The 25472-nt window shown below is 39.4% G+C and carries 22 protein-coding genes and 1 pseudogene; 1 reads left to right on the top strand and 22 read right to left on the bottom strand.

What is annotated here, in order from left to right; genetic code table 11:
- Window positions 1-27: 27 nt before the first annotated feature.
- The 5 genes from UWK_RS12200 to UWK_RS12180 form a co-directional block, all read right to left on the bottom strand.
- Entirely contained in the window at window positions 28-2091 is a 2064-nt protein-coding gene (locus UWK_RS12200; RefSeq protein WP_015404683.1) for a glycosyltransferase family 2 protein, read from the bottom strand.
- The gene (locus tag UWK_RS12195) at window positions 2088-3257 is read right to left on the bottom strand and encodes a glycosyltransferase family 4 protein (RefSeq protein ID WP_015404682.1); all 1170 of its coding nucleotides are present in this window, start codon (window positions 3255-3257) and stop codon (window positions 2088-2090) included. Before UWK_RS12195 ends, UWK_RS12200 begins: the two co-directional genes overlap by 4 nt.
- A 10-nt stretch (window positions 3258-3267) precedes the next feature.
- Window positions 3268-3891: a hypothetical protein gene (locus UWK_RS12190; RefSeq protein WP_153304896.1), complete on the bottom strand. Its 624-nt coding sequence runs from the start codon at window positions 3889-3891 to the stop codon at window positions 3268-3270.
- Window positions 3892-3913: 22 nt separating this feature from the next.
- Entirely contained in the window at window positions 3914-5068 is a 1155-nt protein-coding gene (locus UWK_RS12185) for a glycosyltransferase (RefSeq protein ID WP_015404680.1), read from the bottom strand.
- A gap of 65 nt (window positions 5069-5133) precedes the next feature.
- On the bottom strand, window positions 5134-6288 hold the full coding sequence (locus UWK_RS12180; protein WP_015404679.1) for a glycosyltransferase family 4 protein: 1155 nt from the start codon (window positions 6286-6288) through the stop codon (window positions 5134-5136).
- 197 nt (window positions 6289-6485) lie between these two features.
- On the opposite strand from UWK_RS12180, the gene UWK_RS12175 reads away from it, so the two are divergent.
- On the top strand, window positions 6486-7625 hold the full coding sequence (locus UWK_RS12175) for an IS4 family transposase (protein WP_015404678.1): 1140 nt from the start codon (window positions 6486-6488) through the stop codon (window positions 7623-7625).
- A gap of 36 nt (window positions 7626-7661) precedes the next feature.
- On the opposite strand, the gene UWK_RS12170 is transcribed toward UWK_RS12175, so the two are convergent.
- The 17 genes and pseudogenes from UWK_RS12170 to UWK_RS12090 form a co-directional block, all read right to left on the bottom strand.
- Window positions 7662-8972 (bottom strand): glycosyltransferase family protein, encoded by a 1311-nt coding sequence (locus tag UWK_RS12170; RefSeq protein ID WP_015404677.1) that lies wholly within the window; start codon window positions 8970-8972, stop codon window positions 7662-7664.
- An 88-nt stretch (window positions 8973-9060) separates the two neighbouring features.
- On the bottom strand, window positions 9061-10290 hold the full coding sequence (locus UWK_RS12165) for a hypothetical protein (protein WP_015404676.1): 1230 nt from the start codon (window positions 10288-10290) through the stop codon (window positions 9061-9063).
- Between the two features lie 109 nt (window positions 10291-10399).
- Window positions 10400-11047, bottom strand: coding sequence for an imidazole glycerol phosphate synthase subunit HisH (hisH, locus tag UWK_RS12160; RefSeq protein WP_015404675.1), 648 nt, complete (start codon window positions 11045-11047; stop codon window positions 10400-10402).
- Window positions 11037-11803: pseudogene (gene hisF / locus UWK_RS20190) on the bottom strand (imidazole glycerol phosphate synthase subunit HisF). Before hisF ends, hisH begins: the two are co-directional and overlap by 11 nt.
- A gap of 17 nt (window positions 11804-11820) precedes the next feature.
- The gene (locus UWK_RS12150) at window positions 11821-13173 is read right to left on the bottom strand and encodes an N-acetyl sugar amidotransferase (RefSeq protein ID WP_407637484.1); all 1353 of its coding nucleotides are present in this window, start codon (window positions 13171-13173) and stop codon (window positions 11821-11823) included.
- Between the two features lie 309 nt (window positions 13174-13482).
- Window positions 13483-14190, bottom strand: coding sequence for an acylneuraminate cytidylyltransferase family protein (locus tag UWK_RS12145; protein ID WP_015404673.1), 708 nt, complete (start codon window positions 14188-14190; stop codon window positions 13483-13485).
- Window positions 14190-15197 carry a Gfo/Idh/MocA family protein gene (locus tag UWK_RS12140; RefSeq protein WP_015404672.1) on the bottom strand — a complete coding sequence of 336 codons (1008 nt, stop codon included), beginning with the start codon at window positions 15195-15197 and terminating at the stop codon, window positions 14190-14192. The genes UWK_RS12145 and UWK_RS12140 overlap by 1 nt, the downstream gene beginning before the upstream one ends.
- 29 nt (window positions 15198-15226) lie before the next feature.
- On the bottom strand, window positions 15227-16990 hold the full coding sequence (locus tag UWK_RS12135) for an ABC transporter ATP-binding protein (protein ID WP_015404671.1): 1764 nt from the start codon (window positions 16988-16990) through the stop codon (window positions 15227-15229).
- Window positions 16991-17060: 70 nt separating this feature from the next.
- On the bottom strand, window positions 17061-18014 hold the full coding sequence (locus UWK_RS12130) for a hypothetical protein (RefSeq protein WP_015404670.1): 954 nt from the start codon (window positions 18012-18014) through the stop codon (window positions 17061-17063).
- Between the two features lie 23 nt (window positions 18015-18037).
- The gene (locus UWK_RS12125; protein WP_015404669.1) at window positions 18038-18970 is read right to left on the bottom strand and encodes a phosphoglycerate dehydrogenase; all 933 of its coding nucleotides are present in this window, start codon (window positions 18968-18970) and stop codon (window positions 18038-18040) included.
- 8 nt (window positions 18971-18978) lie between these two features.
- The gene (locus UWK_RS12120; protein WP_015404668.1) at window positions 18979-19614 is read right to left on the bottom strand and encodes an inositol monophosphatase family protein; all 636 of its coding nucleotides are present in this window, start codon (window positions 19612-19614) and stop codon (window positions 18979-18981) included.
- 118 nt (window positions 19615-19732) lie between these two features.
- Entirely contained in the window at window positions 19733-20335 is a 603-nt protein-coding gene (locus tag UWK_RS12115) for an SIS domain-containing protein (RefSeq protein WP_015404667.1), read from the bottom strand.
- A 32-nt stretch (window positions 20336-20367) separates the two neighbouring features.
- On the bottom strand, window positions 20368-20562 hold the full coding sequence (locus tag UWK_RS12110) for a hypothetical protein (RefSeq protein ID WP_041916413.1): 195 nt from the start codon (window positions 20560-20562) through the stop codon (window positions 20368-20370).
- A gap of 262 nt (window positions 20563-20824) precedes the next feature.
- Window positions 20825-21637, bottom strand: a complete 813-nt coding sequence (locus UWK_RS12105) for a methyltransferase domain-containing protein (RefSeq protein WP_015404664.1) — start codon at window positions 21635-21637, stop codon at window positions 20825-20827.
- Window positions 21638-21649: 12 nt separating this feature from the next.
- A complete protein-coding gene (locus tag UWK_RS12100) occupies window positions 21650-22747 on the bottom strand; it encodes a phosphotransferase (RefSeq protein WP_015404663.1) in 1098 nt (365 codons plus the stop codon).
- Between the two features lie 234 nt (window positions 22748-22981).
- The gene (locus UWK_RS12095; protein ID WP_015404662.1) at window positions 22982-24031 is read right to left on the bottom strand and encodes a Gfo/Idh/MocA family protein; all 1050 of its coding nucleotides are present in this window, start codon (window positions 24029-24031) and stop codon (window positions 22982-22984) included.
- Between the two features lie 711 nt (window positions 24032-24742).
- Window positions 24743-25429, bottom strand: a complete 687-nt coding sequence (locus UWK_RS12090; RefSeq protein WP_015404661.1) for a class I SAM-dependent methyltransferase — start codon at window positions 25427-25429, stop codon at window positions 24743-24745.
- Between the last annotated feature and the right edge of the window lie 43 nt (window positions 25430-25472).

Genomic DNA, 25472 nt, shown 5'->3' with positions numbered 1-25472 from the left:
AGACAACATACTGCACAGAAGGTAAATCTACAAGGTTTCCTTAGTAAGTGAGTGTCCGCCGGTATACCATTTCATAAATGTATCCGGCTCAATGCCATTTTGAGCCAATACTCCCTGGTTATAATAGGGATCACCCATTCCCAGTGTTTCCTGCCACTGCCTTTGAAAGAATCTTTTTTCCGCACTCGTTACGGATTTTGCCGGAAGAGGGAGATTTTCCTCGGGCCTGAGCCATTGGCCAAGGGCAAAGGGGGTGTAGATGTTGACGTAGCCATGAGATCGCATGCGAAGACAGAGATCGCTGTCTGCAAAGAGATTTCCAAGAGACTCCTGAGCAAATCCATCCAACTCAAGGAAGCTGGTTCGCTTAACCATGGCCAGATCCCAGGAGAGCATGATCACATTCTGAACACACTGTAGTCCATTCATATGCTGCGAACAACGCTGTAGAAACCGTGAATAGTACAAATCAGACTGCTCCCCAATATCAGGAATAGTGGCAACAAGGTCATTATTCTGATACGGCAAAACTCTGCCTCCTACAACTCCACTGTTCTTCACCATGGCGTATTCAAGCATGGCCTCTACCCAGTCAACCGTTTGAAGTTGTATGCAGGGATTAAGAAAAACGAGGTACTGCCCGGAACTCTTACGCACAGCCTCGTTATAACGAGTGGCAACCGGATCTTTATCTGTACTCAGCAGGAACTTGATATTATGGGAAGACTTTCCATATAACATACTGAAACGACCAAGGTCCTCTTCACTGTAAACAACAACAATAAATTCTGTATCCAAATAGGTTGTAAGGGACAATAGTTCAGACAGCCACGTCGTAAAATCCTCATTTCCATTATATAGGATAATGACCGAGACTGGAGGTGACTCCAAACGTTCTTTTTTTATGCGGTAAAAAAACTTCCAGTCAGTCAATAGAACATCTGCAGTGATTTGCCGTCTGGCTAAAGCGCCGGCCACGGCCCGTCTTCCGGCTTCATTGGCATACTGTTTTTGATCATGATTAATAGACGTGGATGAATCAGAAGCCCTCCAGTGATAGAGAATTTCAGGGATATGGACGACCTTCTCTGCCTTTTCAGAAAGTTTCAGGAAAAGGTCAAAGTCCTGGGCCCCGTCAAATTTATTGTCAAGCCCACCCACCCTTTCATACAGTTTCTTTTCAGTTACAACGAAGTGGGTCACATAATTATGGGAGAGAAGCAATTCCTCATTAAAGTCAGGTTTATTAAAAACACTGAACTGACTCCCATCCTCACCAATGAGATCTTCATCACTGTAATACAATTCCGCCGCTTCACTGTTTATTGTCTCAACAAGTCGAAACAGGCATTCCTCAGCAAGTTCATCGTCGTTATCCAGAAACCCGAGATACTTCCCCTTTGCAAGGAACACTGCAGCATTTGTGGCCCCGGAGATTCCCTGGTTTTTATCAAGAAAATCAATTTTTATCCTGCCATCCTTTGTGGCCCACTTTTCAAGTAACAGACGGACATCCTTATTGGTGCTACAATCGTCAACCAGACAGATTTCCCAATGTGGATAGGATTGATACAAAACGGATCGTATGCAGTTGTTTAAATGAAGGGCAGAAACATTATACACAGGGACGATGATGGAGATGACAGGCTTTTCAGCTAATTCATACACATCGGAATTGGGATAAAACTTTCGTCGCAGTCCTTCAGTCAGATAATGTTTTAACGGTGACACCTTATTCCCTTCGGGAAGAGAATAGTGCTGCTGATAAAATTCAGGATCAAACCATGGGCAGGGGCTATGGTTTATACGTATCCCCTCTCTGAGATAATGATCAAAAGGGTCATGAGATGGGTCTGGGCCATAGGTTTTTTTATAAAAAATCGGATCAAAAAGAGGTGAAGGGCTTTTTCCTTCCTGAACACCAAAGTCTATATAATGAATAAGTGGATCCTGGGAATTCGTTTGTAACCCTGGAATTCTATCACGATACCAGTCAGCATCAAAAAGCCGGGAGTTTTTTACTCTCCTGTAGTTGCTGCAGGAAAAATAATACCAGATGGATTTAATATTTTTCTTCAGTCTCTGTATCATAATGCTAAAACAGACTCATAAAAGGCAGATAACTTTCCATACACTGTATCCTCGGAAAAATTGAGCTCGGCAAACGTCCTGCCGTTAGCACCAATCCTTTCACCTAGCTCCCGGTCATTAGAGATCAGACGGATCACAGCAACAATTGAAGCGGCATCACCTGTTTCCATGAGAAAAGCGTTCTCTCTGTCTTGCAAATGAAGCCCGATGTTTACGCGAGGAACAGCAACAGGTTTGCCAACGGCAAGAAACTCTGGAATTTTTGACGGCAGGCGATACCTGTTAAAACGATCATTTTCCCCTGGTTGCACCAATAAATCTGCAGCTGCCATTAATCCAGGCACATCATCCATATCAACATAGCCTACATTCGTCACATATCGTTGCAACTCATCTTTATCTGCTCCCAGAAAATCCACTACATCCCTTCCGGCACGTATCAATCGTACCGGTATACCAAGATCGTTTGCCATGAATCCAGCCTGATACAGACTTCGGACTTCCTGAGCATTGACCCCATGAACACTTCCGACGTAACAGATGAGAAAATCATCTTCAGAAAACCCCAGACGATTTCTTACGGCTCGTCCATCAATCTCGGGACTAAAACGACGCAAGTCTATCGCTGGCCATAATCTGTGATAGACTTTATGGGAGGGAACAAAATCCAGTAATGCATCGGTAATAACTGACACCGCATCTGCCTGCTCTAAAAAAAGAGGATAATGATAGGGGGATGCCAGCAAATCTGGTAACAGAAACCGTAAACGCTCTTCGGATAAGGAACGGATTTGATCGTAGGGCAGGCCGACAAAGGACTCTACAATCATCTCTTCATTATCCTCAAGATGGACAATCAGCTTACTTCCAGGATATCGCTTTTTCAGTAGATCACACTGTTTTCTGACATTTTCCCGTGGTGTCCAGGCATGAATGATATCCATCGCCTCCCCACTAAACAGCTCAACCGATCGCTCAAGGGATTCGGCAAAAGTACAGGGTTGGTAAAGTACGTCACCACCTAAATACTCCGTAACAGACTCTTTATTTGCAGGTACTGCCACCGCACAGTTACAACCGTTTTTCGCTAAAAGGTTCGCGAAGTTATGCACATGTATTGCACTGGAAGTACTGAAATCGTGATAGAGAACAAATAGAATATTCATATTTCTCCCCTCAGGTCCCCTGTGCCACTGGACAGATCTGCTCACGTCTTTTTTTCATATATTTGGACAAGTCAATATGAGTACTGCCACTTGCTTTGTGAGCAAAAGGTTCCTTCCCGTTAAATCGCCCTTCCTGGAGATAGTGGATCAATGGATTCGCACCGTTTTCCAGTACCTCAGGAACTTGTAGTTGGTAAAACTGTCCATCAAACAGTGGGTGAGGATCAGCCTGACTCTTTCCATGATTCAGAATATAGTAAAGCAATGGAGGAATATCGGCGGCAGCAACAGCCGGCTCCATGGCACTATAGTAACTGGCATTAAACAGTGGATGAGGGTCTACGGGCCAAAGCATCGGAGACTCCAAATATTGAAGAAGTATATTCCCGGCATCTGGATTGTAAGAGGAAATTTGTCCAAGAAAATAACGGGTCTCGAAAAGTGGATGGGGATTACGGCCTTCAAGAGCACCTATGGCTATGAAATGAGCAAGACCATCCTGGCCACTCTGCTTAACATCTTGATTTTCCTTTAAGTAATAAGCACAATCAAAGAGCCCACTTCGTTGTATCTTCCGGTATACTGGAGAGTTTTTAGACAGATATCTCTTGAGTTTTGATTTTAATGTATCCACACTATCCTGCTCTACAACACCATTACCGGGAACATCTCTCAACAATATGCTCAAAAGTTTCGATCAATTGCCTGATACTGAATTTTTCAGCAATGTGTTCCTGAGCCTTTTTAGCTATATCGTGTACAAGCTGAGGCTGACCTTGTAACTCGATAATCTTATCAGCGACACTCTTATAATCACCACAGTTTACTATATATCCATTTTCATTGTTTACGATCACCTCTCTGGTACCTGGAGAATCAGTTGCAATTACCGGGGTACCACAGGCCATGGATTCAATTATAGAGTTGGATATCCCTTCACCAAACCATGCGGTGGAGGTAAGAACGGATATGTCCGCAGCTCTGAAAAGTAATTCGACGTCATCCCTCTTCCCTAAAAAAGAAACCATGGATTCAATTCCATTATCATGGGTCCATTTTTCAAGACCATTTCGTTCTCTTCCGTCACCAACAATGAGAAATTGAATATCGGCTGGTTTGTTCCGGAATTCGCGAGCTGTTCTCAAAAGTGTCTTGTGATCCTTCAACAGGGTGAGACTAGCAACCATGACGACAATAAATGTATTCGCCTCAAAACCTAGTATTTCCCTGGCTCTCTTTTGAGAGTATGCAGGCACCCGGCTTAGGTCAAAACCGTTATACAACACATACCGCCCCTTCTTCCCTTCTTGACCATAGGCTATCAACCCTGCCTGTGAGTTGGCAACAACACAACTATACAATGAATACAGCAAACGTTCTAACTTAAGGACTACGGACAATTGGATAGGTGCATTCCGTATACAGCAGTTAACTATCCGATAGGGATGTTTTGTAAAGATACGAGCCAATAGACAGAAATGACTTGTGATATTGGTCCAACTGCAGACGATATCTGGTTGGATTTTATCAATATGCCTCCCTAGAGTCAGAAAGTCTAAAACATGGAACTTTTCTTGGTCAAGAGAGTAGAATGAACCCAGAGCTTCCTTAACCTTTTCAAGATAAGAAGCATCGTGCTTCTTCACAAAGAGGTGACAAACAAACCGATCACGGGGAAGGCCATGAATCAATTCTATCAATTGCCTTTCTTTACCACCGGTACCAAGGCCTCCAAGAACAAAAAGAATTGATATTTTACCATTCATTCCCGAAGCCTCACGTTCACCCACCAGAAACTTGAATGAATCCATTTAATACAATTTACTGGCATAATGGCTGGGAGTACATGTTTTAGTATAATTTCTTAAGCTGGAATCTATCTTTCCAAACCATCCAGTACAGAGACAGCCCTTCTTCCCCAGGTGTACTCTTTCAAAAATAGGCTCTTTGCTCGCCTCCCCAGATTGTTCCTGAGCACTTCGTCACGTAAAAGATTAATGGCCGCAATCCATCCTGGATAATCATCGGGTTTTACTAATATTGCGATATCTTCATTCAATACTTCTCTAAGTACAGGCAAATCAGATGCAACAATTGCTTTTCCATGTGCCATATATTCAAACATTTTCAGGGGAGAGGTGTATAGAGAAATATTTTTAATATTGCTGGAACGGTCAGCCCCATGGGCCAACACCTTATACTGATTGGGCAAGAGACAGATATCGAGTGCCTTCAGATACCCTGGAAGAGTTCCTTGCTGTACAAACCCGTGAAACGTTACGTTGTCAGCATCAATTCGTTTTTTCCACTTCTGGATATCATCATCGAGTCCCCCGATAATATGAAATTCAATATCTGGTATTTTAGATGCTATGGCTGCAATAACTTCCAGACCTTTACCTTCATAAAGATGGCCCATATATCCAACTTTTAAAGTTCCAGAAGTTCCTATTTCCTGTTTGCATAATTGGTTGCTCTCAACGGGGTCTGCACCGTCGTGTGCGACAACAACTTGACTAGTGGTAAGATCGGAATAATGAAGCAAATACTCCTTTTTCAGAGCCTCAGAAATGACAACCAGTCTCTTGAAATTTTTGTGTTTATGCAGGCGTTCAAAAGCAAAGGATGCTATTTTTCCATACCATAACGGAAAATGCGATTCAGCAACGACAGGATACCCAAAGCAGGCGGCGATATAGCAACTAAAAATATCACGCCCATATACTATATCTGGTTTGACTTTTCTTAATACATTTAACAGGTAAGGAATGATGAAAAAATGAGACCAAAGGAATCGATTTTTTTTGCCTTTATCACGAAAGACTGGAATTCGTAAAATATGGAAACATTCTTTAACCCCATAAAAGCGAAATATTTCTTTGGTAGGCAATTGCTTCTGAATAATTTCACTTAATGCACAAAACCAGACATCATGACCATTTTTAGAAAAAGCCTGACACATCTTCATCACATGAAGTGAGTTTGCTGTACGCGAAGGAATGCTTGTCTTAGAAAAATACAATACTTTCATATGGTGCAGGCAAACGCAGAGAAATTTGGGATTTAAAAATGAATTAAAGGATTTTCTTGTTCAATGTAAAATACTACACAACAAGTTATTTGGTTTCAGTGCTGTCTCATAGTTGAACAATAAAAAGAGGCTCGGAGAGCTCTTTATGTTATAATGATTTCGACCAAAAAGCCATTTAACACAAGGAGATCCGAGCCATGGCGCATTATAACACAATCCTTAGTCAAATTACTTCACTTATTAACAGACATGTTTTTGATGATCATGCCAAACCTCATCATTCGGGCCAAAAATTCAGATCCTATAACCGCTGGAGCCAGTTTATGGCAATGCTGATAGGACAACTTTCCAGTAGAAAAAGCCTTCGTGATATTACTGATAATTTGAAGGCGCAAAAAAAACGTTTATATCACCTCGGCATGAAACCAACTTCAAAGGCGACACTGGCAAGAGTAAATAAAAAACAGCCAGCATCTCTTTACGAAACTGTGTTTTCTGATCTGTTGAAAAAGTGTCAACTGGTGACACCCGGCCACAAATTCTCTTTTAAAAACAAGCTGTACCTACTTGATACAACAACTATTGATCTTTGCTTAGCAGTATTTCCATGGGCTGAATTCCGTAAAAGAAAAGACGCTGTCAAACTGCACATGGGTATAGATGCTGACGGTTACCTTCCTACTTTTATGGACATGACCGATGGTAAAGTCCATGAAATCAACTGGGCAAAAGAAACACTGAAGCTACCCAAAGGATCATTTGCTGTTTTTGATAGGGGTTTTACAGATTATGGCTGGTACTCCTCCCTCATGAAAGACGGAATTTTCTTTGTGACCCGTTTGAAAAGCAATGCTGATGCTGAATATCTTTTCAAACGGGCTGGTCGCAAAAGTCCTGGCGTAACCAATGACCAGCCAATAAAACTCAAAAATATTAAAGATCCACTTCGTCTTGTTGCATACACAGATCTGGAAACTGGCCAGGAATACCGTTTTGTTACTAATGCTCACCATCTAAAAGCTGCAGAGATAGCGGCAATCTATAAAGAGCGATGGCAGATCGAACAATTTTTCAAATGGATCAAGCAAAACCTCAAAATCAAGACATTTCTGGGTACATCAAAAAACGCAGTCCTCACCCAAGTCTGGATAGCTTTGTGTGTTTATCTGCTGGTTGCATATCTTAATTTTAAAGCTAAATTGGGTGCCTCCATGCAGCAAATACTCAGAGTTTTACAACTGAACCTGTTTCAACGGCGTGCCTTGGCAGATCTTTTTAGGCCGCCAGACAAACAACAACCTGTTTCTCCACAGCTTTTACTGTGGGGAAAACTATGAGACAGCACTGATTTGGTTTAACTTTTTAAAACTGTTTCACTGTAGGAGTTGTGAAATACTTTCTTCTACACGTATTGAAGACTTTCCATCTGCACTATAAATATATTGCTTGAATAAATCACTCAACGCCTTTTCTTCATCTTGTGTATATTGTCTTGATTTACCAACTAGTTGCACAAAATCACTATATGAAGCGACATATGTTAATAACTGTTCATAGCCTTCAAAAAGACTCCATGAAGGGTGACTGAAAAAAAACCTGAAATCTGGAGACACAACTGTTTTCCCTGCAAGAAGCGCTTCCAGTAATACCGTAGAGTTACAACCTAAAACGCAACTTGATTCAACGATATAAGCAAATGCATCTCCTGTGTCGGTAACAATTAGATTAGCAGGGGGGGCACATTTTCCTGTATACTTCCGTACTATTTCATTCACGAAGTTCAGGTTGCGCTTTGATAATTTTGTCTTAATTACAACTTTACTGTCTGGATGTTCACAAGCATATTGAATCACATACATATGGAAATCTTCGATTGTTTTCCTAAGTTGCGCCATTGTTTTTTCATCTTCAACAATATTGCTAAATTTATCCTCAGCTTTAAAAGAAAAAAGGGTTATCTGATTTAATGCTTCTGAAGTTTTCTCATTTGAATAAAAATCAAGTCTCGGTACCCCAGTTGCACGAACATTCTCATCCGTTAACCCATCGACATTACTTTTAATTAGGGCTTCTTTAATAGTTTCATTATAGCATAAAAACAAATCGCATTGCGTTTTACGAGTACTGTAGCGCCTTGAAATTTTATCAACGAATCTAGGATTCACCAAACCTTCTTTATATAATATGACGACAGGAATCCCCAATTCTCTTGTGATCCGCACAAATTCCTGTTGCTCTACATATCCAAAATTACTTGTCATTAAACAATCAAATTTAAGAATTCCCCTTAACACAGGAAGCATTAAGGAAATATAATTGTAAGCCTTTTCCCGTCCATCCACATACTTCTTATCCACATAATAATTATCGGCATTAAGATCAGAAACATCTACAAACTTCCTTAAAATATACCCAAAATTAAATCGTGGCAGATATAAATATTGATGTGAGTGACTTTTTTTTATTAGAGCATTGATATCATATAAAGAAGCAAGACTTCCGATACAAAAAATTCTTTTTGCACCTTTTTTGACATTAATATTTTTTGTAAGCAAAGCTAAAATTATTGCTGAAGCACGAGGAAATCCATAATCAACGGTGAAGCAAAAACACTTCTGAATAACAAATAGCTTCTTTTCATTAAAAAATGAAATTATTTTACTACTTGATTTATCTTTGCTCATAAAAATTCACTTGTCTCCAATTGCAGTTAGCTAAATATTACATCACTCAATGTGATTCAGTGGAGCGAACTTAACCAAAGCAATTCAATCAATCTATCTCAATTAGTAAATCATGAACGTTCATATTGCCAAACATTGGGAAAAACCTGCTAGCTTTGGTGGTAACATCAAACAAATAGAATCCAGCATTAAGCATTATGTTTTTTCTTTCCCCTATAAGTCGACTGATATACATATTTTCTGTTTGGCCAATATAATAAAACCTACCGTCATATGCCAATCCCCTTGTAAAACCGGGAAATTCACCTGCTATAATATGCGTTGTCAGGTGTAAACGCCCACGCATTGAATCTAGATAGCATAACTCGCCATTGATGATTTCTGGACTATGGGGTTGCCATAGATTACTTACGACTTGAACTGGAGGGGCAGTTAAATTCTCAAGGCCTATCTCACTAATTCCTCCATCATATGCTCCTTTCTTCCAATTTCCAGAGTGACTGAAATAAGAAATGTATAAATGGTCATCAGTTGAACAAATATCATTAATATGATGCTGACTTGTGAGGTTCCCCTCCATTCGAGTCGAATATGGAATACATTCTATTTTTTCAAAATTAGATGCATCATAAATAGAAATCGTATCATATTCAGGATTGGAAATAATAATAAGATTTCTTTTTTCGTTATAGGTAATTCCACAATTTTTCGGTGATTCCGAATAAAATGTTTCAAGTAATTTAAAATCCCTATCAAAAACACAGACTCTCCTATCCACGTGATCAACAGCGTAAAACAAATCTTTTGCTTGGGTTATTTGTCTAAAACTACCCTCAGCCATCCTTTCTAATTCATTTGGGCCAATATAGTACTTAAAAACCCCCCCACCAGTTACACTGGATCGTGCTTTTGATTGGTCATTATAATCAGATGAACAAACAATAACTTCTTGCTTATAGTTAATAATTTCCTCACGCAATGAAAAACTTCGATATTCGGGACAACAGGCGAAGTCTACTCCAGCAACCATACCGTTATCAGCAAGAAAGGCTTCTACACCATGATAATTAGCAGTTGTAATTACAACAAAAATATTTTTTTGACGAATTTGTTCAAGTAAGTATTCCTTACTCTCAACAGGAATATCTTCATACAAGGTTCCTGAAAAGTCGGGGTTGCTATCAATAATGACCTCAGGGCGTTTTAGCATTTTCTTTAATGCCTTAGGGATCCAGTCATCTGAACGACCATAAAAGACTAATTCTTTGTTCCTTAACATTGTATTAACTTCTTCCCAGCTTAACCATTTTGAACTCACTAACAAATCCTCCTAAAACTAATCAGAATAAAAACACATACTGCCAAGGAACTACTATTTTCAGATAACGCCCCATGCTTCTTTCAAGACCATTACTGGTTCTCTTTCCTCAAGTTTCTTGTAAAAAAGCATCAATTATGCTTAATCCTACCTCACCACTTTTCTCTGGATGGAATTGGCAACCGAAGATATTATCTTTTTTAACTGCGGCGACAATTCTGTGCCCACAATACTGTGTCTCAGCAAGAATATGTTTCCCTTGCTCTGGAACGGCCATAAAGGAGTGGACGAAGTATACAAATGAGCCTACTTTCACTTTCTTAAATACTGTCTCTTCCCACATGCCAGCGTCTCCACAAGGATACAAGCTACTCCAGCCGATATGTGGAATCCTGATATTGTTCTCACTTTTGTCTTTTGGAGGGATAGGAACAACTTTTCCTGGGATCAAGCCTAATCCAGGTGACAACCCAAACTCAAGACTACTATCAAACAGCATCTGCATTCCAAGGCAAATACCAAGCAAAGGCTTACCTTCCTCAGAAATTTTCTTGATTCCACTGATTAATTGTTCTCCTTCTAATTTCTTCATGCCATCCTTAAAGGCGCCAACACCTGGAAGAACGAGACGCTCGGCTTGCAGCAAATCATTTTCATTCTTAACTAATGAGACCTTGGCACCACAGAACTCAAAAGCAGAAGTAACACTTAAGAGATTATTGATACCAACATCAATAATGGCAACACTAGTTCTCATACGTCCTCACCATAATATTTTGCCTAAGAGCTTCATCCCTGATATCCTGAATTGCAATCCGTTTATAATGAAGGATACTCGCCATTGCAACAGCATCCGCATGACCTTCTAATACAGCATCTAAGAAATCAGGAATGGAGCCCATTCCTCCGCTGGCTATAACGGGAACATTTACAACAGAGGTGACTTTATCGATCAACTCAATATCAAAACCATTCATCGTGCCGTCTTGATCAACAGATGTTATTAGTATTTCACCCACACCACACTCAATACCATTTTTCACCCATTCAATAACATCTTTCCCGGTATGTTCTCGACCGTTATCGGTATAAGCTTCCCATCCACCACCTTTTTTTTTTTGGCCTCAACTGATAATACAAGGCATTGAGACCCAAAGGTATTGGCAATTTGTCTCAACAATTGTGGATCACTATGCGCAGCAGTATTAACTGCAACTTTATCAGCCCCGGAATGAAGTAGAGTTTTCACATCTTCAACTGACCGAATTCCACCACCAACAGATAAAGGAATAAACACATCGTTTGAGACTCGCTTGACTATCTCGACTAAATTATTTCTTTTAAACAAACTGGCAACTGCATCAATAAATATTATTTCATCAATACCACTCTTATAATACTCAATTGCTGCTTCCCTGGGATCACCAACAACTCTTAGTCCCTCCAACTGTATGCCTTTAATCAGGTTAGGACCTTTAATATCCATCCTGGCTATAAGTCTTTTATTCTTCATTTTATTTGGAGAAATATTTATTGAGCAATATTGCCTTTCCACAGGATTGCATTTTCTTGTTGATCAGTGGGCTGGTTTTCTATAGGTACTCTCAACTTCCAAGTATTATTATGATACTCCCATAGATGAGGTGATCGAAAATTATCTGCTAATTGTAAAAAATACTCACGATCCATAATGGGTTGTTCAAACATCTTATGAGCCGTCGGAAAATCTTTCTCTGGTATGCTAAGATATTGATACACTTCCTCCGCAAACCGTTCTGGAAACTCATGATCATATCTTTGAATTAGAGCGATGCCCTCTTCACGGGTTATGTCACCTGAACGAATTTCCTGGGCAGCATCATAAGTCGCACGTCCAATTCCAAATTTTATTCTGGTTGTGAAATAATGAAAATCATCCATACGATCATCAATACTATTGTATTTACTATAAGTACCGGGCGTTCTTTCAGGAGATGCCTTAAAACCAGCATTTTCAACCGAATAATAGTAACAATGCTGCGGATGCCACTTCACATAATAACCAAGATTATGTACTTCAATATTAGCATCATCTATCTCTGCCTGAGGAGCGGGAAGATATTGCCTCAACTCATAGTCCTCAATTCCAAATTCATTGACAAGATCCTTATAAGCGACTCCCCCCAAATATATTTCCTCTTTGGCTATACTAGTGAAAAATTTACTCGAACGCTTAGAACCCTTCTCCTGTGGACTACCATATTCAGCATTGCTCTCACCATAGAAAACAAGTGGGACATCAAAGAGTAATGCCATCTTGGCTGCAAGTGCCTTCTGTCCGATTATAAATGGTTGAAATGGGTGAAAGAGGTTATCAACAGCTAGTCGGGTTAATAAACGATGAACTTTTGGATTTGGTGTTACCAGATGATTATCAAAGCCAGAACCAAGCCAAGATTGGAAATTTTCCCACCCCCATTCTGTGTAAATATGAGGGGCCCAGGTGACAGTCAAAGGATGCATATTATATTTATTTTTTAAAATCAAAGACGTATAGACGCTATCTTTTCCACCTGACCCAGGAACTATACAATCATACCGGCCATCATTTCTCCGGAACCTATCACACAGCTCTTCTAATTGAAGGCCACGCGTTTCCCAATCAATTGCATTGATTTTCTGCTCAGCAAATTGGCACGCACTGCATACTCCTTTTTCATTAAACCCTATCGTTTTCTTGTTGCTTGTAGAGGTGTGTTTCAACTCTATTGTCGCAGATGGGCGCTGATTTGATATGACACACTTCTTACAATATTTAACCTCTGCGGGTAAACCATATTTAGCAGTTAGGGTATCAGGTTTTTCTACAAACAGTGAATAGTCTACTTTTGGTGGTCTTGAAATTTTCTTCACATTGGTTCCCCGTAATAATTTCTCATAATTGATAGTGGCAGGCAGCAGTAAACCTGCTATCTATAAAACTGTTCTCATAAAGTGACAACTGGCAACGATACTTCCCAACCCCATTTATAAAACTAATTAAATACTATCTAGCTACACTTGATTTTGGTTTATAAGATATCAGACTAAATCAACATCTGACAAGGATTGGAAAAATGGCATGATTCCATTAAACGCTCAGTCAGATGAAATCACTAATACTATCCCCTGTAACCAAACGACTGTAATATTACCCTTTGACAAAAAACAATGTCAGGAACGATCATATAAAAACTGTGCATAATCAAGATCATAAGGTTCATCAATATTTACGACTTGCCTATCAATAACAACAGCAGCACAATTGTTATTTAAAATACAGTTTCGCTCCAACAACGCTGCCCGAGTCATAGCATAGCAAATCCCATTTCTGTGATAATATGAAGGTATTTTCTGACGTATACTGAACTCTTTTCCCTCCTTCAGATAAAAACCGATATGTCCATGTCCATCAACAGTAAGCGTCTTATGCGGTGTATATGACCCAGGTGTTCTGCTTACGGTCGCAGCAGCAATATTAGCATTGTCAGACAACATCAATACAGTCCGTTCAACATCTTCTGCCGTCCGAAGTGGACTGGTTGGTTCAAGATAAACAGAAAGATCAAATTGCATGTCATAATATTTCTCAGCAAACTGAAATGCATGTTTCCATGTATCTATGCCAGTTGCAGTGTCAGAACTCAATTCTGGTGGTCGTAAAAAGGGAGCATCCATTCCAAATCTAATACCCTCCTCGGCCATTTCAGGATCATCTGTAGAGAGTATCACCTTGTTGATCCATGGCAGCTGTTTGACAACTTCTCCTACTCGTCCAATGAGCGATATCCCACCAATTTTACGAATATTTTTTTTTGGTATCCCTTTACTCCCACCACGAGCTGGTACTACAGCCAGTATATTAATTGAATCCAAATTCATTACATTGACCTCATTTTGACTGTAGCGCCCGTTGAGCTACTCTGACGTACTGCTTCAATTATTCGTAAAACTTGCACACCATCATAAATGGTGCAGCTTGGAGAAACATCTCCATTTACAATATCCAAAAATTCTTGAGCAACAGCAATAAACATATCATTACGATCACATGAAAAAGTTTCTTTTTCCCATTCATCATCCATGGATTTACCAACAAGAATTCCGTCCACTTTCCATACTATAGTTCCTTCTTCCCCAACGAATTTAATAGATTTTTCATGGGGGCGTCCAAAAAGATCCAAATGAAGAGTAACTCGAATATTATTTGGGTATTTAGCCAGAATATCGACATTATCGTCTGAATTGATCTGTAAATTGCTAAGCTTTTCGACCTTGCCGGTAACTTCTTGAGGAATCCCGCCTAACATCCATATCATTTGATCAATCCAATGACTTTCATCCAACAAGGCTCCTCCACCTTGCTCCAGATCCGCCATAAAAAAATCCTGGTAACGTTCCCATGGGTGCCAGTCAGCCAAATGGGCTGACATTACAAATGTAACATGCAACAGCTTCCCTACCGCCTTTTCCTCAAGCATCTCTTTAACCCTTACAAGCGAGGGCCACCAGCGCCATGTATACCCTAGCAAAAGATGAGCATCTGAATCCATAACTGCTGTTTTCAGCAACTCCGCCTCCTGCAGATTGGGAGAGACAGGCTTCTCCAACAAAACTGGTATGTTGTTTTTCAAGCATTCAATAGACTGTTCAACATGGTATACAGGCGGTGACGCAACAACCGCACCATCATATGTAGATTGTTTTAACGCATCCTCAAGAGAACTATAGCTGCCATTCAATTTAATCCCTATCTGCTCTGTAGCTTCAATAAGCCTATCGTGTCGCGGATCAACACAGCTAATTGCACAGCCAAGTTTATGCAGATTTTGAGCATGTCTCTTACCAACACTTCCTGTTCCAATTATTAAAATATGTTTATCAGCCATTTTACTTCCGTGTATAGTCGTCTTATATTTTAGGAAATTATTCCTTGCTTCCTGCACATTTCCGCAAATACATTCTCTGAATGCAATAACTCATCCCACGTTCCTTCTTCAACGATTGAACCATTATTGATTACGTGGATCATATCGCATATTTTCAATGTGGATAACCTATGGGCAATAATAAGCATAGTTTTATTTCCCCGTAGTTTTTCGATACTGTCTTGAATAATTCGTTCAGACTCACTATCAAGGGCAGCTGTTGCTTCATCAAAAACGATAATATCAGAATCAGAATATATCTCGCGCGCTATTGATATTCTTTGCCTCTGGCCACCAGATAACTTTACTCCTTTATCTCCAACCATAGCCTGCTCTTTTTCTGGAAATTCAGACACAAATTCTGTACATCCTGCAGATTCCAATGCATTTTCCAATTTACTTCCAGTTGACTGGACAGTATCCCAAAACGAAATGTTATTTGCGATTGAATCATTGAAAATAACAGGATCTTGAGTAACGTATCCAAAATGTGAGCGTAAGCTTTCTTTATTCAGTGTTGAGTAATCTTTCCCATCGATTTCCACTTTTCCCTTAGTGGGTTCAAGCAGGCCGACAAGGATATCAACCATGGTAGTTTTTCCTGAGCCTGACGGACCAGCTAACCCTATACACATTCCTTTTTTAATTGTAAGATTCACATCATTTAGAACAGAGTTGGTATCAAACGAATAACTCACATTAGTCATTTGTATTGCATGGTTAAATGTTTGTATTTCATCGTTTTTTGAAATCTCAGAGTTCAGCTTCAATTTCCGTTCGGCTTCCTCCAACACCACAATACTTCCGCTTTTACTAACAAATGCCTGCCAGACAGACTGTAGCCCTAATATCATCCCAAAACTTCGTGCAATCAATGCCAGAGGTACTATTAACTCAGTTATTTTAGCACCTTTCACTTCAACCATAAAAGCCAAGGCAGCCACAAGAACCACCACTCGAAAAAAATCAAAGGTTGTGAGCGTGAAACTATCATAAACGTTATTTCTAAAATTAAGCATCCTACTATTATTCAAAACAGGAAATAAATGTTTCAGATAGATATTAGAGGTAGATGTTGCCTTTAGATATTTATAATTACTAATGAATTCAATTAGTATATTCTGTGTTGAAGCATTCACTTTCGTGATACGATATGATATTTTTGCAACTGAAATTCGGATCTTCTTGTATGTAATATTTAAGACAAGCCCTAACAATAATACAGCTACAGTCAGCTGCCAGTTGACCATAAATGAGAAGGCAAGATAAGCCAGAAGGTTACATGCAAGAACAACAACCTGAGATAATTTCTTGAAACATGCAACAACCGTTACTATTTCAGTCGTCAGTAAATTGTTCAAAAACCCTATCTTGGTCGTCGTATAATAACTATACGTCATATTGCTATATGCGATGGCACTTTTACGTTTCAAATGCTCACTCAACCACGTAGTGATATAAGAGCTAATAACTTGTTGGGAAAAACTAAACAGCAATTTAACGAAAAATATTACCAGAATAAAAACCAGAACGGCCTTAACACTCGGCTCAATTCCAGTAAAAGAGAAAAACCAATAAACTAACTTTGAAACGACATCACCGCCCATCTCTCCAGTAAAATCCAGGGAGATCAGGGGGACCAGGGCCGAGATACCTAAGCCATCCAACCCCGCTGCAAAGATAGAAAAGAAAATAAACAAGTATATTTTATTTCCTGTCTCTTTCCTAAAATAGCTAAAATAATGAAAAAACATATTTCTCACAGACTTAAATTGGTTGCCAAATCATGACGTTATCGTCCAGGCACAAAAGGTAATTTCTTTTCTATAAACGCGCAGCTTTTAACCTCTTTTTGATCACAAAAATAGCAGCGTCATACAGGCAGAAAACGTAAAAAATAAGGTCATGAAAACGAGTTATTTTCTCTTTTTCAACACAGTATCTTATAAACCATCGCGTACCCGACGAGAGATGTGTTCCTTCAACATCTGCCAATGTAAATGTGGATGAAAAATCTCTCAATTGTCCATAAAGATCATATGAAACATTATCCCATTTTAGCAGAGGAACTGGCTCACACAATTCCTCTGCTATTGCAGCTATTACTTGATTGCGGTCTTCCTTAAATAAAGAATCAAAATCGATATGCAGGCCAGGGCAATGTTTTATGCTATTTTCATAGTCAACATAACGTCTGCGCAGCGCGTGAAGAAGAATAATATGCCATCTGTGGGACCCCGAAAAATACTGCGACATAACAGATTCAACCCAACCAACAAAATTTCGATGCATGTGGATGAAGGTAACGTCCTTAAATTCATCAACATAGGCATCACACAGCTCTTTCGTGGGATATTGATCAAAATAAGTTGTGTATTCTATATGTTTTCCTGGTACATGTTTACTTGTTTTATACTTTATTGCTTTTGTATATGCACTCCTCAAGGAGGTATAAAGATCAGAAATACTCGTAAATTCTGACTTTTCTATATCCGATATCTCTTTCTCTATTAAGGATTTGTCGATGGGACAATAGGAAGGACCTGAGTCTCGATCAAGCATACTCACTCCCCCCATCTTGATCTTCTTACTCTGAGAAGTGAACATGTTAATAAAATTTTGTTTAAATCGACCTATGTCAGTTTCATTTTGACTGAGCAAACATCTATTTAAACCAAGATTTCGGACCGGTGCATTCAGATATCCGAATTTCTCCACAATAGCACCGACAACAGAACTCCCCATCGGGCCATTTGAATTGATAACTACAATTTTCATACTGACTGATATCGTCTAATCATTTAGACAATATTATTATTATCCAAGCCCTCAATGGCCGCACGGCCCATTGCCAATATAGCTTCTCGGGCACTACCACCTATATGAGGTGTCACGATAAAATTTGATAACTCGAGTAATTCCTGATCCTGTGGCGGCTCCACTGCAAAGACATCAAACGCTGCCGCAGCGAGACGGCCAGTTTGAAGCATTTCCTTTAGTGCCTGTTCATCCACCAACCCTCCTCTGGCTGCATTTATCAATATTGCATCGGCCTTCATCAGAGCTAGACGTTCTGCAGTGAGGATGTTCCGAGTTGAATCATCCAATGGCACATGCAGAGTTACAACATCAGACTGTGTAAGAAGCTCTCCAACAGACACTGCCTTGACATTATATTGATCATAAAATTCACTGTAATCCAGAATATCATTCACAAGGATGGGGCAATCAAATGGTTGCAGCATTTTTACCAGATCTTTACCAATGTATCCGCAACCAATAATCCCGACAGTACGACCGGATAGATACCCCCCCATATGCTGCCGCCAGGTACCTGATAAGACTTCTCGGTTAGCGGCAACAACATGCCGCAGCAATGCTATGGCAAAAGAAATTACTAGCTCAGAAACTGATCGCCGATTAACCCCTCCTGTCCAACCAAGTTTAATGCCGTACTTCTTCATGGCATTCATGTCTATCATATCAAGACCAACACCATATTTACTTATAACAGTCAACTCAGGCAATTGAGAAAGCACCTCTTCACCGATAACCTCAAGAGCTGTAATGGCTTTATCGTGTCCGCGTAAAAAATCAACAAGTACTTTGCCCTCAAGCTTGGCTCCAATATCGTTAAAATTTACATTCTTATAACGTTGAAGTAGTTCTTCACGTAAAACGGTATTTAAGGAAAATGAGCGGGAACAAACCGCAACTTTAGCTGTTGTATTCATAACTTTCGTTACCCATTTATATTCATCACCCCATTAGAGGCAACTACGTTTAAGGTATTAGGATTTTCCCCAGGTCCAACATCAAAAACTCCACCAGCCCCTTCAACAATGGCCAGTCCTGCAGCCACGTCCCACAGCATGATACCTCTTTCAGTATATACTTCGGCAGTCCCTTGAGCCACTTGAAGGAGCGACATTGAAGCTGCACCCAGCATCCGCACCTTGCCGTAACGGCTTATGGTTTTGATTAACAACGATGACTCTTTTTTATTAAATTGGAATCTTGATGGAATGCCGGTACACAGGACAGCCTGGACAGGATTTGAAATAGAGGACACTTGTATTGGTTTACCATCGATGAAGGCACCTAAATTCTTCCCCCCCCATGCCAGACTGCACGAAGGATATAGACCAAGCACACCGAAAACCGGATCATTGTTTTTATAAAACGCTATAGAAACAGCAGCCGGGCCCAAGCCTCTAACAAAATTTACAGTCCCATCAAGGGGATCAACTATAAACTTATAATCAGATTCAAATCTTCCATCTTTTTCCCCAAACTCCTCACTTAGAATCGGTAGACCTAGGGGCTCCAGGTGAGTGAGAATTTCATGTTCCAAGAGCTGGTCAGCAGTTGCTTTCATCTCTCGGGGCAACAATTTCAGGTATGAATGGGAACGGATATTTTGTTGCTGAGATTCACACAGCAACTTGCAGGAAGACCTAACAGTACGCTGCACTATATCTAGAAGTTCTTTAACATCAGGCAAGTCTGATAACCCTCATCAAATAGGCAGTCACCAGGTGATCAAGAATCATGTGGGCATCTTCTGCAGGACCATATTCTTTAAAATCCGTGGGCACATGTATTCCTTCGTCAGCATTTTCTTTCATTTTACCGCCATCAAACGCTGTCAGTGCGACGCTGAGGATGCCGACATCAGAAGCATACTTAAATGCATTTATAATATTTGGCGAATTCCCGGAGGCTGAAATGCCTACCAGAACATCACCAGGTTTACTCTGAATCATTAGCTGACGAACAAAAATTTCTTCATAACCAAAATCATTGCCAAGAGCGGTTAATATTGAGACATTATCTGTTAAGCTTACCACGTGGAAAGGCTTCTCGTACTCATTACAGCCAAAGGAGAGATCATTGGCAAAATGACTTGCAGTGGAAGCACTCCCTCCATTTCCAATAAAAAATACTGTTTTCCCTTTCTCTCTGGCATCAAGTAGTATTTCTACAAAACGTTTGACCTCTAAAAGATCAATATTATCCAGAATCTGTTTTAAATATTTAAAATAAGAATCAGAGAATGAGCCAATATCCTTTGAAAAAAAACGATCAAGATTATTCATAATTTCAATGTAAATATTTTTATATTAGTAAGTTATTCTGTATTATTATCAGGATCTGGAATATCGTAAGTATTACGCCATTCAGGATCTGTTAAGTAAATACGACAAACAAGCTTCATGTTTTGCAGGGCATCGTCAGAAGAACCGCCGAGAATCAAAGTGCCACGTTCAAGGTTAATATCAAGATTAAAGCGATCAAACCTTTTCCAATCCGGTAATGGTAACATCCGGGGCAATGTCATTGGTCAAATAAACAATTAGGATATCAATTTTTTCAGACAATAATCTACGATAGGCGCTATAAAACGCACACATCTTCCATAACACCATATCCGGTTATCCCAAATCTCAATTCATTATATTTAATCATTTATTGAGGATTCGTCGCACAAAATTTAATACGCACGCACCCTCTTAGAATTACGTCTAAAATGAATTGTCTACTTGTTAATCAAATCGAAAACAAACATCAAGTAAACATTCTTACACTCATAATTCCATTATAAACAAGTGATATTTGTTCAGTTTTTCGCCACTATCTTTTAAATGAAACTTCTGCTGAATCTGTCTTCGAAGAAAATCGATACGCGCATTAAAACGGATCCCATGAGTACGCTTTCCGTTGGCTTTCGTCACACCGTATCGTCTTATATCCCAAACATTAGCATCATAAACCATTTTCCATCCAGCACTTTCAGCTATCTTGAAGAATTCCAATGCACGATCAAACTGTGCAACATCCCAATTTACCGGCTTCTTCCCTTTCAATCCAACGCCAAGTATTAAAACATTAGCTTTCTTCTTTAGTGCCAACATCCATTTACGAGCATACTCCCCCCATCCGATTGATTGTACAATGTCCACATCAAACAACACCCCAGCGTGATGTAACAAGTTTAGACATATGACAGTATCAACAGGTTGTAATTTCTGCACAAAATCTAAAGTTATTTTTTCTTTTTCAAAGTCTGCATTGTCTTCGAGATCTAAAGCCTTCGCTATCTTTTCCCCAAACGCTAAGGAACTATCATTCATATCATACATAGTTGCATTAGTAGCCATTCCAGAATCAAGCATTGATAGTGAAAAAAAGCCGGAACAACAACCTAGATCAATAACCCTACCTAGGGATCTCCCATGCAAAATTTGCTTAATCGCTGAAAACCTATCCCTTACGCCAAAAACATCACAATCCACTCCCTTGTCAACTACTTGTTCACACTTCACCCGTAGTCGTTCAGGTAATTGAGAATACGCGCTCAAATCCTTAATTTCTTCCTCTTTCAAAGAAAAACTATTCATACCTTTCTCCTATCAAATGTTGTTACATATCTGTCTTGCTGATGAGATAACTCTACTCTTGATTAATCCGATTCGTTTATTGGTCTCATCAGTAGGTATTATATTATCGAGGTATTTTCGAATCGATTGTAAATTCAGGTTTTTCCACATTCTTAACACTTCTAGCTGAATGTCACACGCTAAAGTGTGAGCATCGTTAGGGGCAATGTTTGCCAGCCATTTCTCATATGATTCCCTGACTGATACTCCGCCATGTTGAAATAAGGTAAATACGTCTTCTGCAATATACCCTTTTCTTGTCTCTTCCCAATCAAGAATCAGCACCTCACCCGCCTCGTTAACCAAACAATTACCGACACTTGCATCACCATGAATATAGGATACAGGCAACGTCTTGCGAGATTCAACAATTCTTTTATTTGCAAGTAAAATCAAGTTAGCTTTCTCGGGTTCCCACCCATATGACAGGAGCTCCTCAAAATTAACATTTACCCGTTTATCGATTTGCGACACTTCTCCAGGTTTAATAAAATGAATCCCGTGCTCTTGATACCACAGAAACATAACCCTTAGAAATTCAAGCGCAGTTTTCGACTTGTTATCAGTAGCCTTTGGTGGAAAATATCCTCGAAATAATTCAAACCATAACGCCGGAGGTTGGCCACCATGGAAAGATGACTTATCAAGAACGATTTTGGGCACTTTTAAAAAGTTATATCTTTCAGCAGTCATAATTGCTTTTGCTTCATTGGAAAGATTATTAATCTTTCGTACTCCAGTGCCTAACCAGAACTTACAAACAAGGCCCCACTCTGGATAAAAAGCTATAACATTATTTTTCACCCTTATTCTCGATGCATTGCTATATGTATCACCAATAGGTGTGTAAAATAACTGAGGCGAGTGACGTCTAATAGCAGTTTTTATCCCCCTCCGCCATTGGATCAATCTTTTTCCATAACCACAAATAATAGCTTCATTTGCACTGTCAAGAAACACTTTTTTCATTTTCTCTGAATTTGTAAAAAGCCCTGAATCTTCCTCAATTTTTTCCAATGACTTTAGTATGCTTCCTATCTGTGCCCCTCGAAACAGTGGTACTAATTCCATAAAGCTTCCCCTCGTTTTCTTTATAACGATTTAAATCATAGGAATTCTCGTAAACGATCATGTGCATCATTGCTTCACACTATCGTTTGTACCCTGAAAAATGTCCCCTCACTCTCATCTCTGAGAACCAGAATATTTATTCAAAATAAGGGTCAAAGAAGGAGGCGATATCCTTTGACAAAAGGAGATCAAGATTATTCATAATTTCAGTGCAATTATATTTATATTAGTGAGTTATTCTGTATTGTTATCAGGATCTGGAATATCATAAGCATTACGCCATTCAGGATCTGCATAGTAAATACGATAAACAAGCTTCATGGTTTGCAGGGCATCATCAGAAGAACCGCTGCTAACCGGTAAATCGGCGTCAATGTAATGAGCAAATAATCGTATTTCTTCATCCCACGATGGATCATGATTATAACGGGTGAGTTGTTCCTTGGGGTCGCCACAATCATTATCGGGATCAGCATGAATAACAGCCAGTGTTTCTGCACCATAGCTTTTAGAGCCTGTCAGAATACCCCCAAGAATTAAAGTGCCACGTTCAAGATTAATATCAAGATTGAAGCGATGCCGCCATTGAGTAGCTGAAGAGTTTAGCATACCAACGACTCCATCTTTACTTCGCATCAAGGCGTAAGCATTGTCTTCGACATTAAACCCCCAATGATTGTTTGCAATAAAGCTATACACCTCTTCAAAATCACCAGCAAATAAACGCATGAGGTCAACCATATGGATTCCCTGGTCCAACAGGACGCCCCCTCCTGCGATTTCACGTTTCGTACGCCAATCCGGTTGATTGAAAGTAATGAGTTGCGATTTCCCATACACACCACGAAGGTTAATAACTTTGCCGAGTTCACCGCTACGAACAATATTAAGGGCATCCTGTACCGAATCATGGTATCGATGATTAAATCCGTACATCAACTTTAGCTGTGAATTTTCTTGTTCTTTTTCAATAACTCGTACAATATCAGACACGCTCCGACCTGGAGGTTTTTCACAAAACACATGTAAACCTTTTTCCAATCCGGCAACGGTAACATCTGGCGCAATGTCATTGGTTAAACAAACAATCAGAACATCTAAATCTTCAGACAACAAACTCTGATAGTCAGTATAAAAATGTACACCATCATCCATGACACCATCACCATCGAATGTACGATCACAGACAGCAACTATCTTCATGTTCGGATGCCTGTCGACACAGTCACGACGACGCTTCCCGACGACACCATATCCAGCAATTCCTACTCTTAACTCACTCATATTTTATCATTTTTGAAAGAATTTACTGCACAGAATCTGATCCTAACGAGAAGCCTCAAAAAAACGAAATCAGGTCCATTCAAAACTCCGAGAATCACGTTTATAATGAATTGTATCCTTGTTAATCAAATCCACAATAAACATCAAGGAAACATTGTTTCCTTGATGTTAGGTCGGTCGGCAGTAGCGGTGACAAAATTCTCAATTGGCCCAATATTGCTTCCACGACCAGAGGGGGAATCAGGCCAGTTGACAAATGTTTCTTACTAACTTCCGTGAGAAGGAATCTCCTAAACAAACGCCAACATCATAAGCTTATCAAGAACTTTTGTGGGGGGCTTACTGGATATTTCCTGTTAACCGAATTTCTAGCCACGGACAGAAAACGATTTGAGTCCGTGGTTGCTATTACTTTACATTCCTGGCAACACCGGACATCTAGTGCCCCATGAATAGGTTTTGTTCAATAAGTACCCATCTGGTTCAGCAATGTTTTGCTATAGCTGTTCAGATTTCCTATCACAGCGTATCCATATTGCCCCTTTTAGAAAGTACGCTGCTTTTTTGGTATATCTTGATCAACATTCACTTTAGTAGATTCAGGGTAAATCCAGAGGCAAAATTCCCAATTGTTAATGTTGAAAATATTTAGAAGATATCAGCCATTATAGTCATGGACATATTCTTATTATTTTATTGACTCGCAATTTTTTAATTTGTAGCTGTTACAATCCAATATGCATTCGGTGCATCCAGTATATTATATTCTAACCGTGTAACTCTTACCTCCTTGAAATACTTTGAATATAGCTTTTCTAATTTTGATGATTGGTCATAGTATCGCATAACCATTTTTCTCATCTTCAAAACATAGTGATCGTCGGTGAACTGAATTAAATCATCACCAATATATTTTGATTTATCAATGAATTTATGACCAGGAGCAAGGTAGGTTGTATACAAATGTCCACCGATCTTTAAAACTCGCTTTATTTCCGATAATATTAGATCTTGATCAAGGTTGAAATGAATTGAATTAGAACTGCAAAACAAATCAAAGAAGTCATTTTCAAAAGGCAACACAGGTGGCGTCCAATGTTGTAGATTCAATTTAATCTTATATTTCTCACATCCTAACAATCCTTTTTCAACAGCTGTCTGAGATACTTCTAAGCCATAGACTTCATAGTTCATTCTATGTAAAAAACGCATGTCAGCTATTGAACCAAATCCTGTTTCCAAGGCTTTTGGTTCACCAGAACTACCAATCTCATGTTTAAGGTAGTTAACATATATTATTAACTGTTCATGTGGATATTCAACACCTACATTGTTCTTATAATATTCGTCCCAGTTCTTTGTATTAAAATCAGATAACTCACTTAAATTTATGCTCATAATTAGTCCTTTGTTTTGAATTCGTATAATGAGCACATACCTT

This window comes from Desulfocapsa sulfexigens DSM 10523 (assembly GCF_000341395.1).
Taxonomy (GTDB): domain Bacteria; phylum Desulfobacterota; class Desulfobulbia; order Desulfobulbales; family Desulfocapsaceae; genus Desulfocapsa; species Desulfocapsa sulfexigens.
Note: the sequence above shows the minus strand (reverse complement) of the source record. Positions and strands in the feature narration are given on the sequence as shown.

Coding starts and splice junctions, on each gene's coding strand:
- UWK_RS12195 (WP_015404682.1), bottom strand. CDS start 3,257: ATGAATATTCTATTTGTTCTCTATCACGATTTCAGTACTTCCAGTGCA.
- UWK_RS12175 (WP_015404678.1), top strand. CDS start 6,486: ATGGCGCATTATAACACAATCCTTAGTCAAATTACTTCACTTATTAAC.
- UWK_RS12130 (WP_015404670.1), bottom strand. CDS start 18,014: ATGAAAATTGTAGTTATCAATTCAAATGGCCCGATGGGGAGTTCTGTT.
- UWK_RS12095 (WP_015404662.1), bottom strand. CDS start 24,031: ATGAGTGAGTTAAGAGTAGGAATTGCTGGATATGGTGTCGTCGGGAAG.
- UWK_RS12100 (WP_015404663.1), bottom strand. CDS start 22,747: ATGGAATTAGTACCACTGTTTCGAGGGGCACAGATAGGAAGCATACTA.
- UWK_RS12140 (WP_015404672.1), bottom strand. CDS start 15,197: ATGGCTGATAAACATATTTTAATAATTGGAACAGGAAGTGTTGGTAAG.
- UWK_RS12170 (WP_015404677.1), bottom strand. CDS start 8,972: ATGAGCAAAGATAAATCAAGTAGTAAAATAATTTCATTTTTTAATGAA.
- UWK_RS12145 (WP_015404673.1), bottom strand. CDS start 14,190: ATGAATTTGGATTCAATTAATATACTGGCTGTAGTACCAGCTCGTGGT.
- UWK_RS12110 (WP_041916413.1), bottom strand. CDS start 20,562: ATGTTACCATTACCGGATTGGAAAAGGTTTGATCGCTTTAATCTTGAT.
- UWK_RS12135 (WP_015404671.1), bottom strand. CDS start 16,990: ATGTTTTTTCATTATTTTAGCTATTTTAGGAAAGAGACAGGAAATAAA.
- UWK_RS12120 (WP_015404668.1), bottom strand. CDS start 19,614: ATGAAAGCAACTGCTGACCAGCTCTTGGAACATGAAATTCTCACTCAC.
- UWK_RS12090 (WP_015404661.1), bottom strand. CDS start 25,429: ATGAGCATAAATTTAAGTGAGTTATCTGATTTTAATACAAAGAACTGG.
- UWK_RS12180 (WP_015404679.1), bottom strand. CDS start 6,288: ATGAAAGTATTGTATTTTTCTAAGACAAGCATTCCTTCGCGTACAGCA.
- UWK_RS12185 (WP_015404680.1), bottom strand. CDS start 5,068: ATGGATTCATTCAAGTTTCTGGTGGGTGAACGTGAGGCTTCGGGAATG.
- UWK_RS12125 (WP_015404669.1), bottom strand. CDS start 18,970: ATGAATACAACAGCTAAAGTTGCGGTTTGTTCCCGCTCATTTTCCTTA.
- UWK_RS12115 (WP_015404667.1), bottom strand. CDS start 20,335: ATGAATAATCTTGATCGTTTTTTTTCAAAGGATATTGGCTCATTCTCT.
- UWK_RS12200 (WP_015404683.1), bottom strand. CDS start 2,091: ATGATACAGAGACTGAAGAAAAATATTAAATCCATCTGGTATTATTTT.
- hisH (WP_015404675.1), bottom strand. CDS start 11,047: ATGAGAACTAGTGTTGCCATTATTGATGTTGGTATCAATAATCTCTTA.
- UWK_RS12105 (WP_015404664.1), bottom strand. CDS start 21,637: ATGAATAGTTTTTCTTTGAAAGAGGAAGAAATTAAGGATTTGAGCGCG.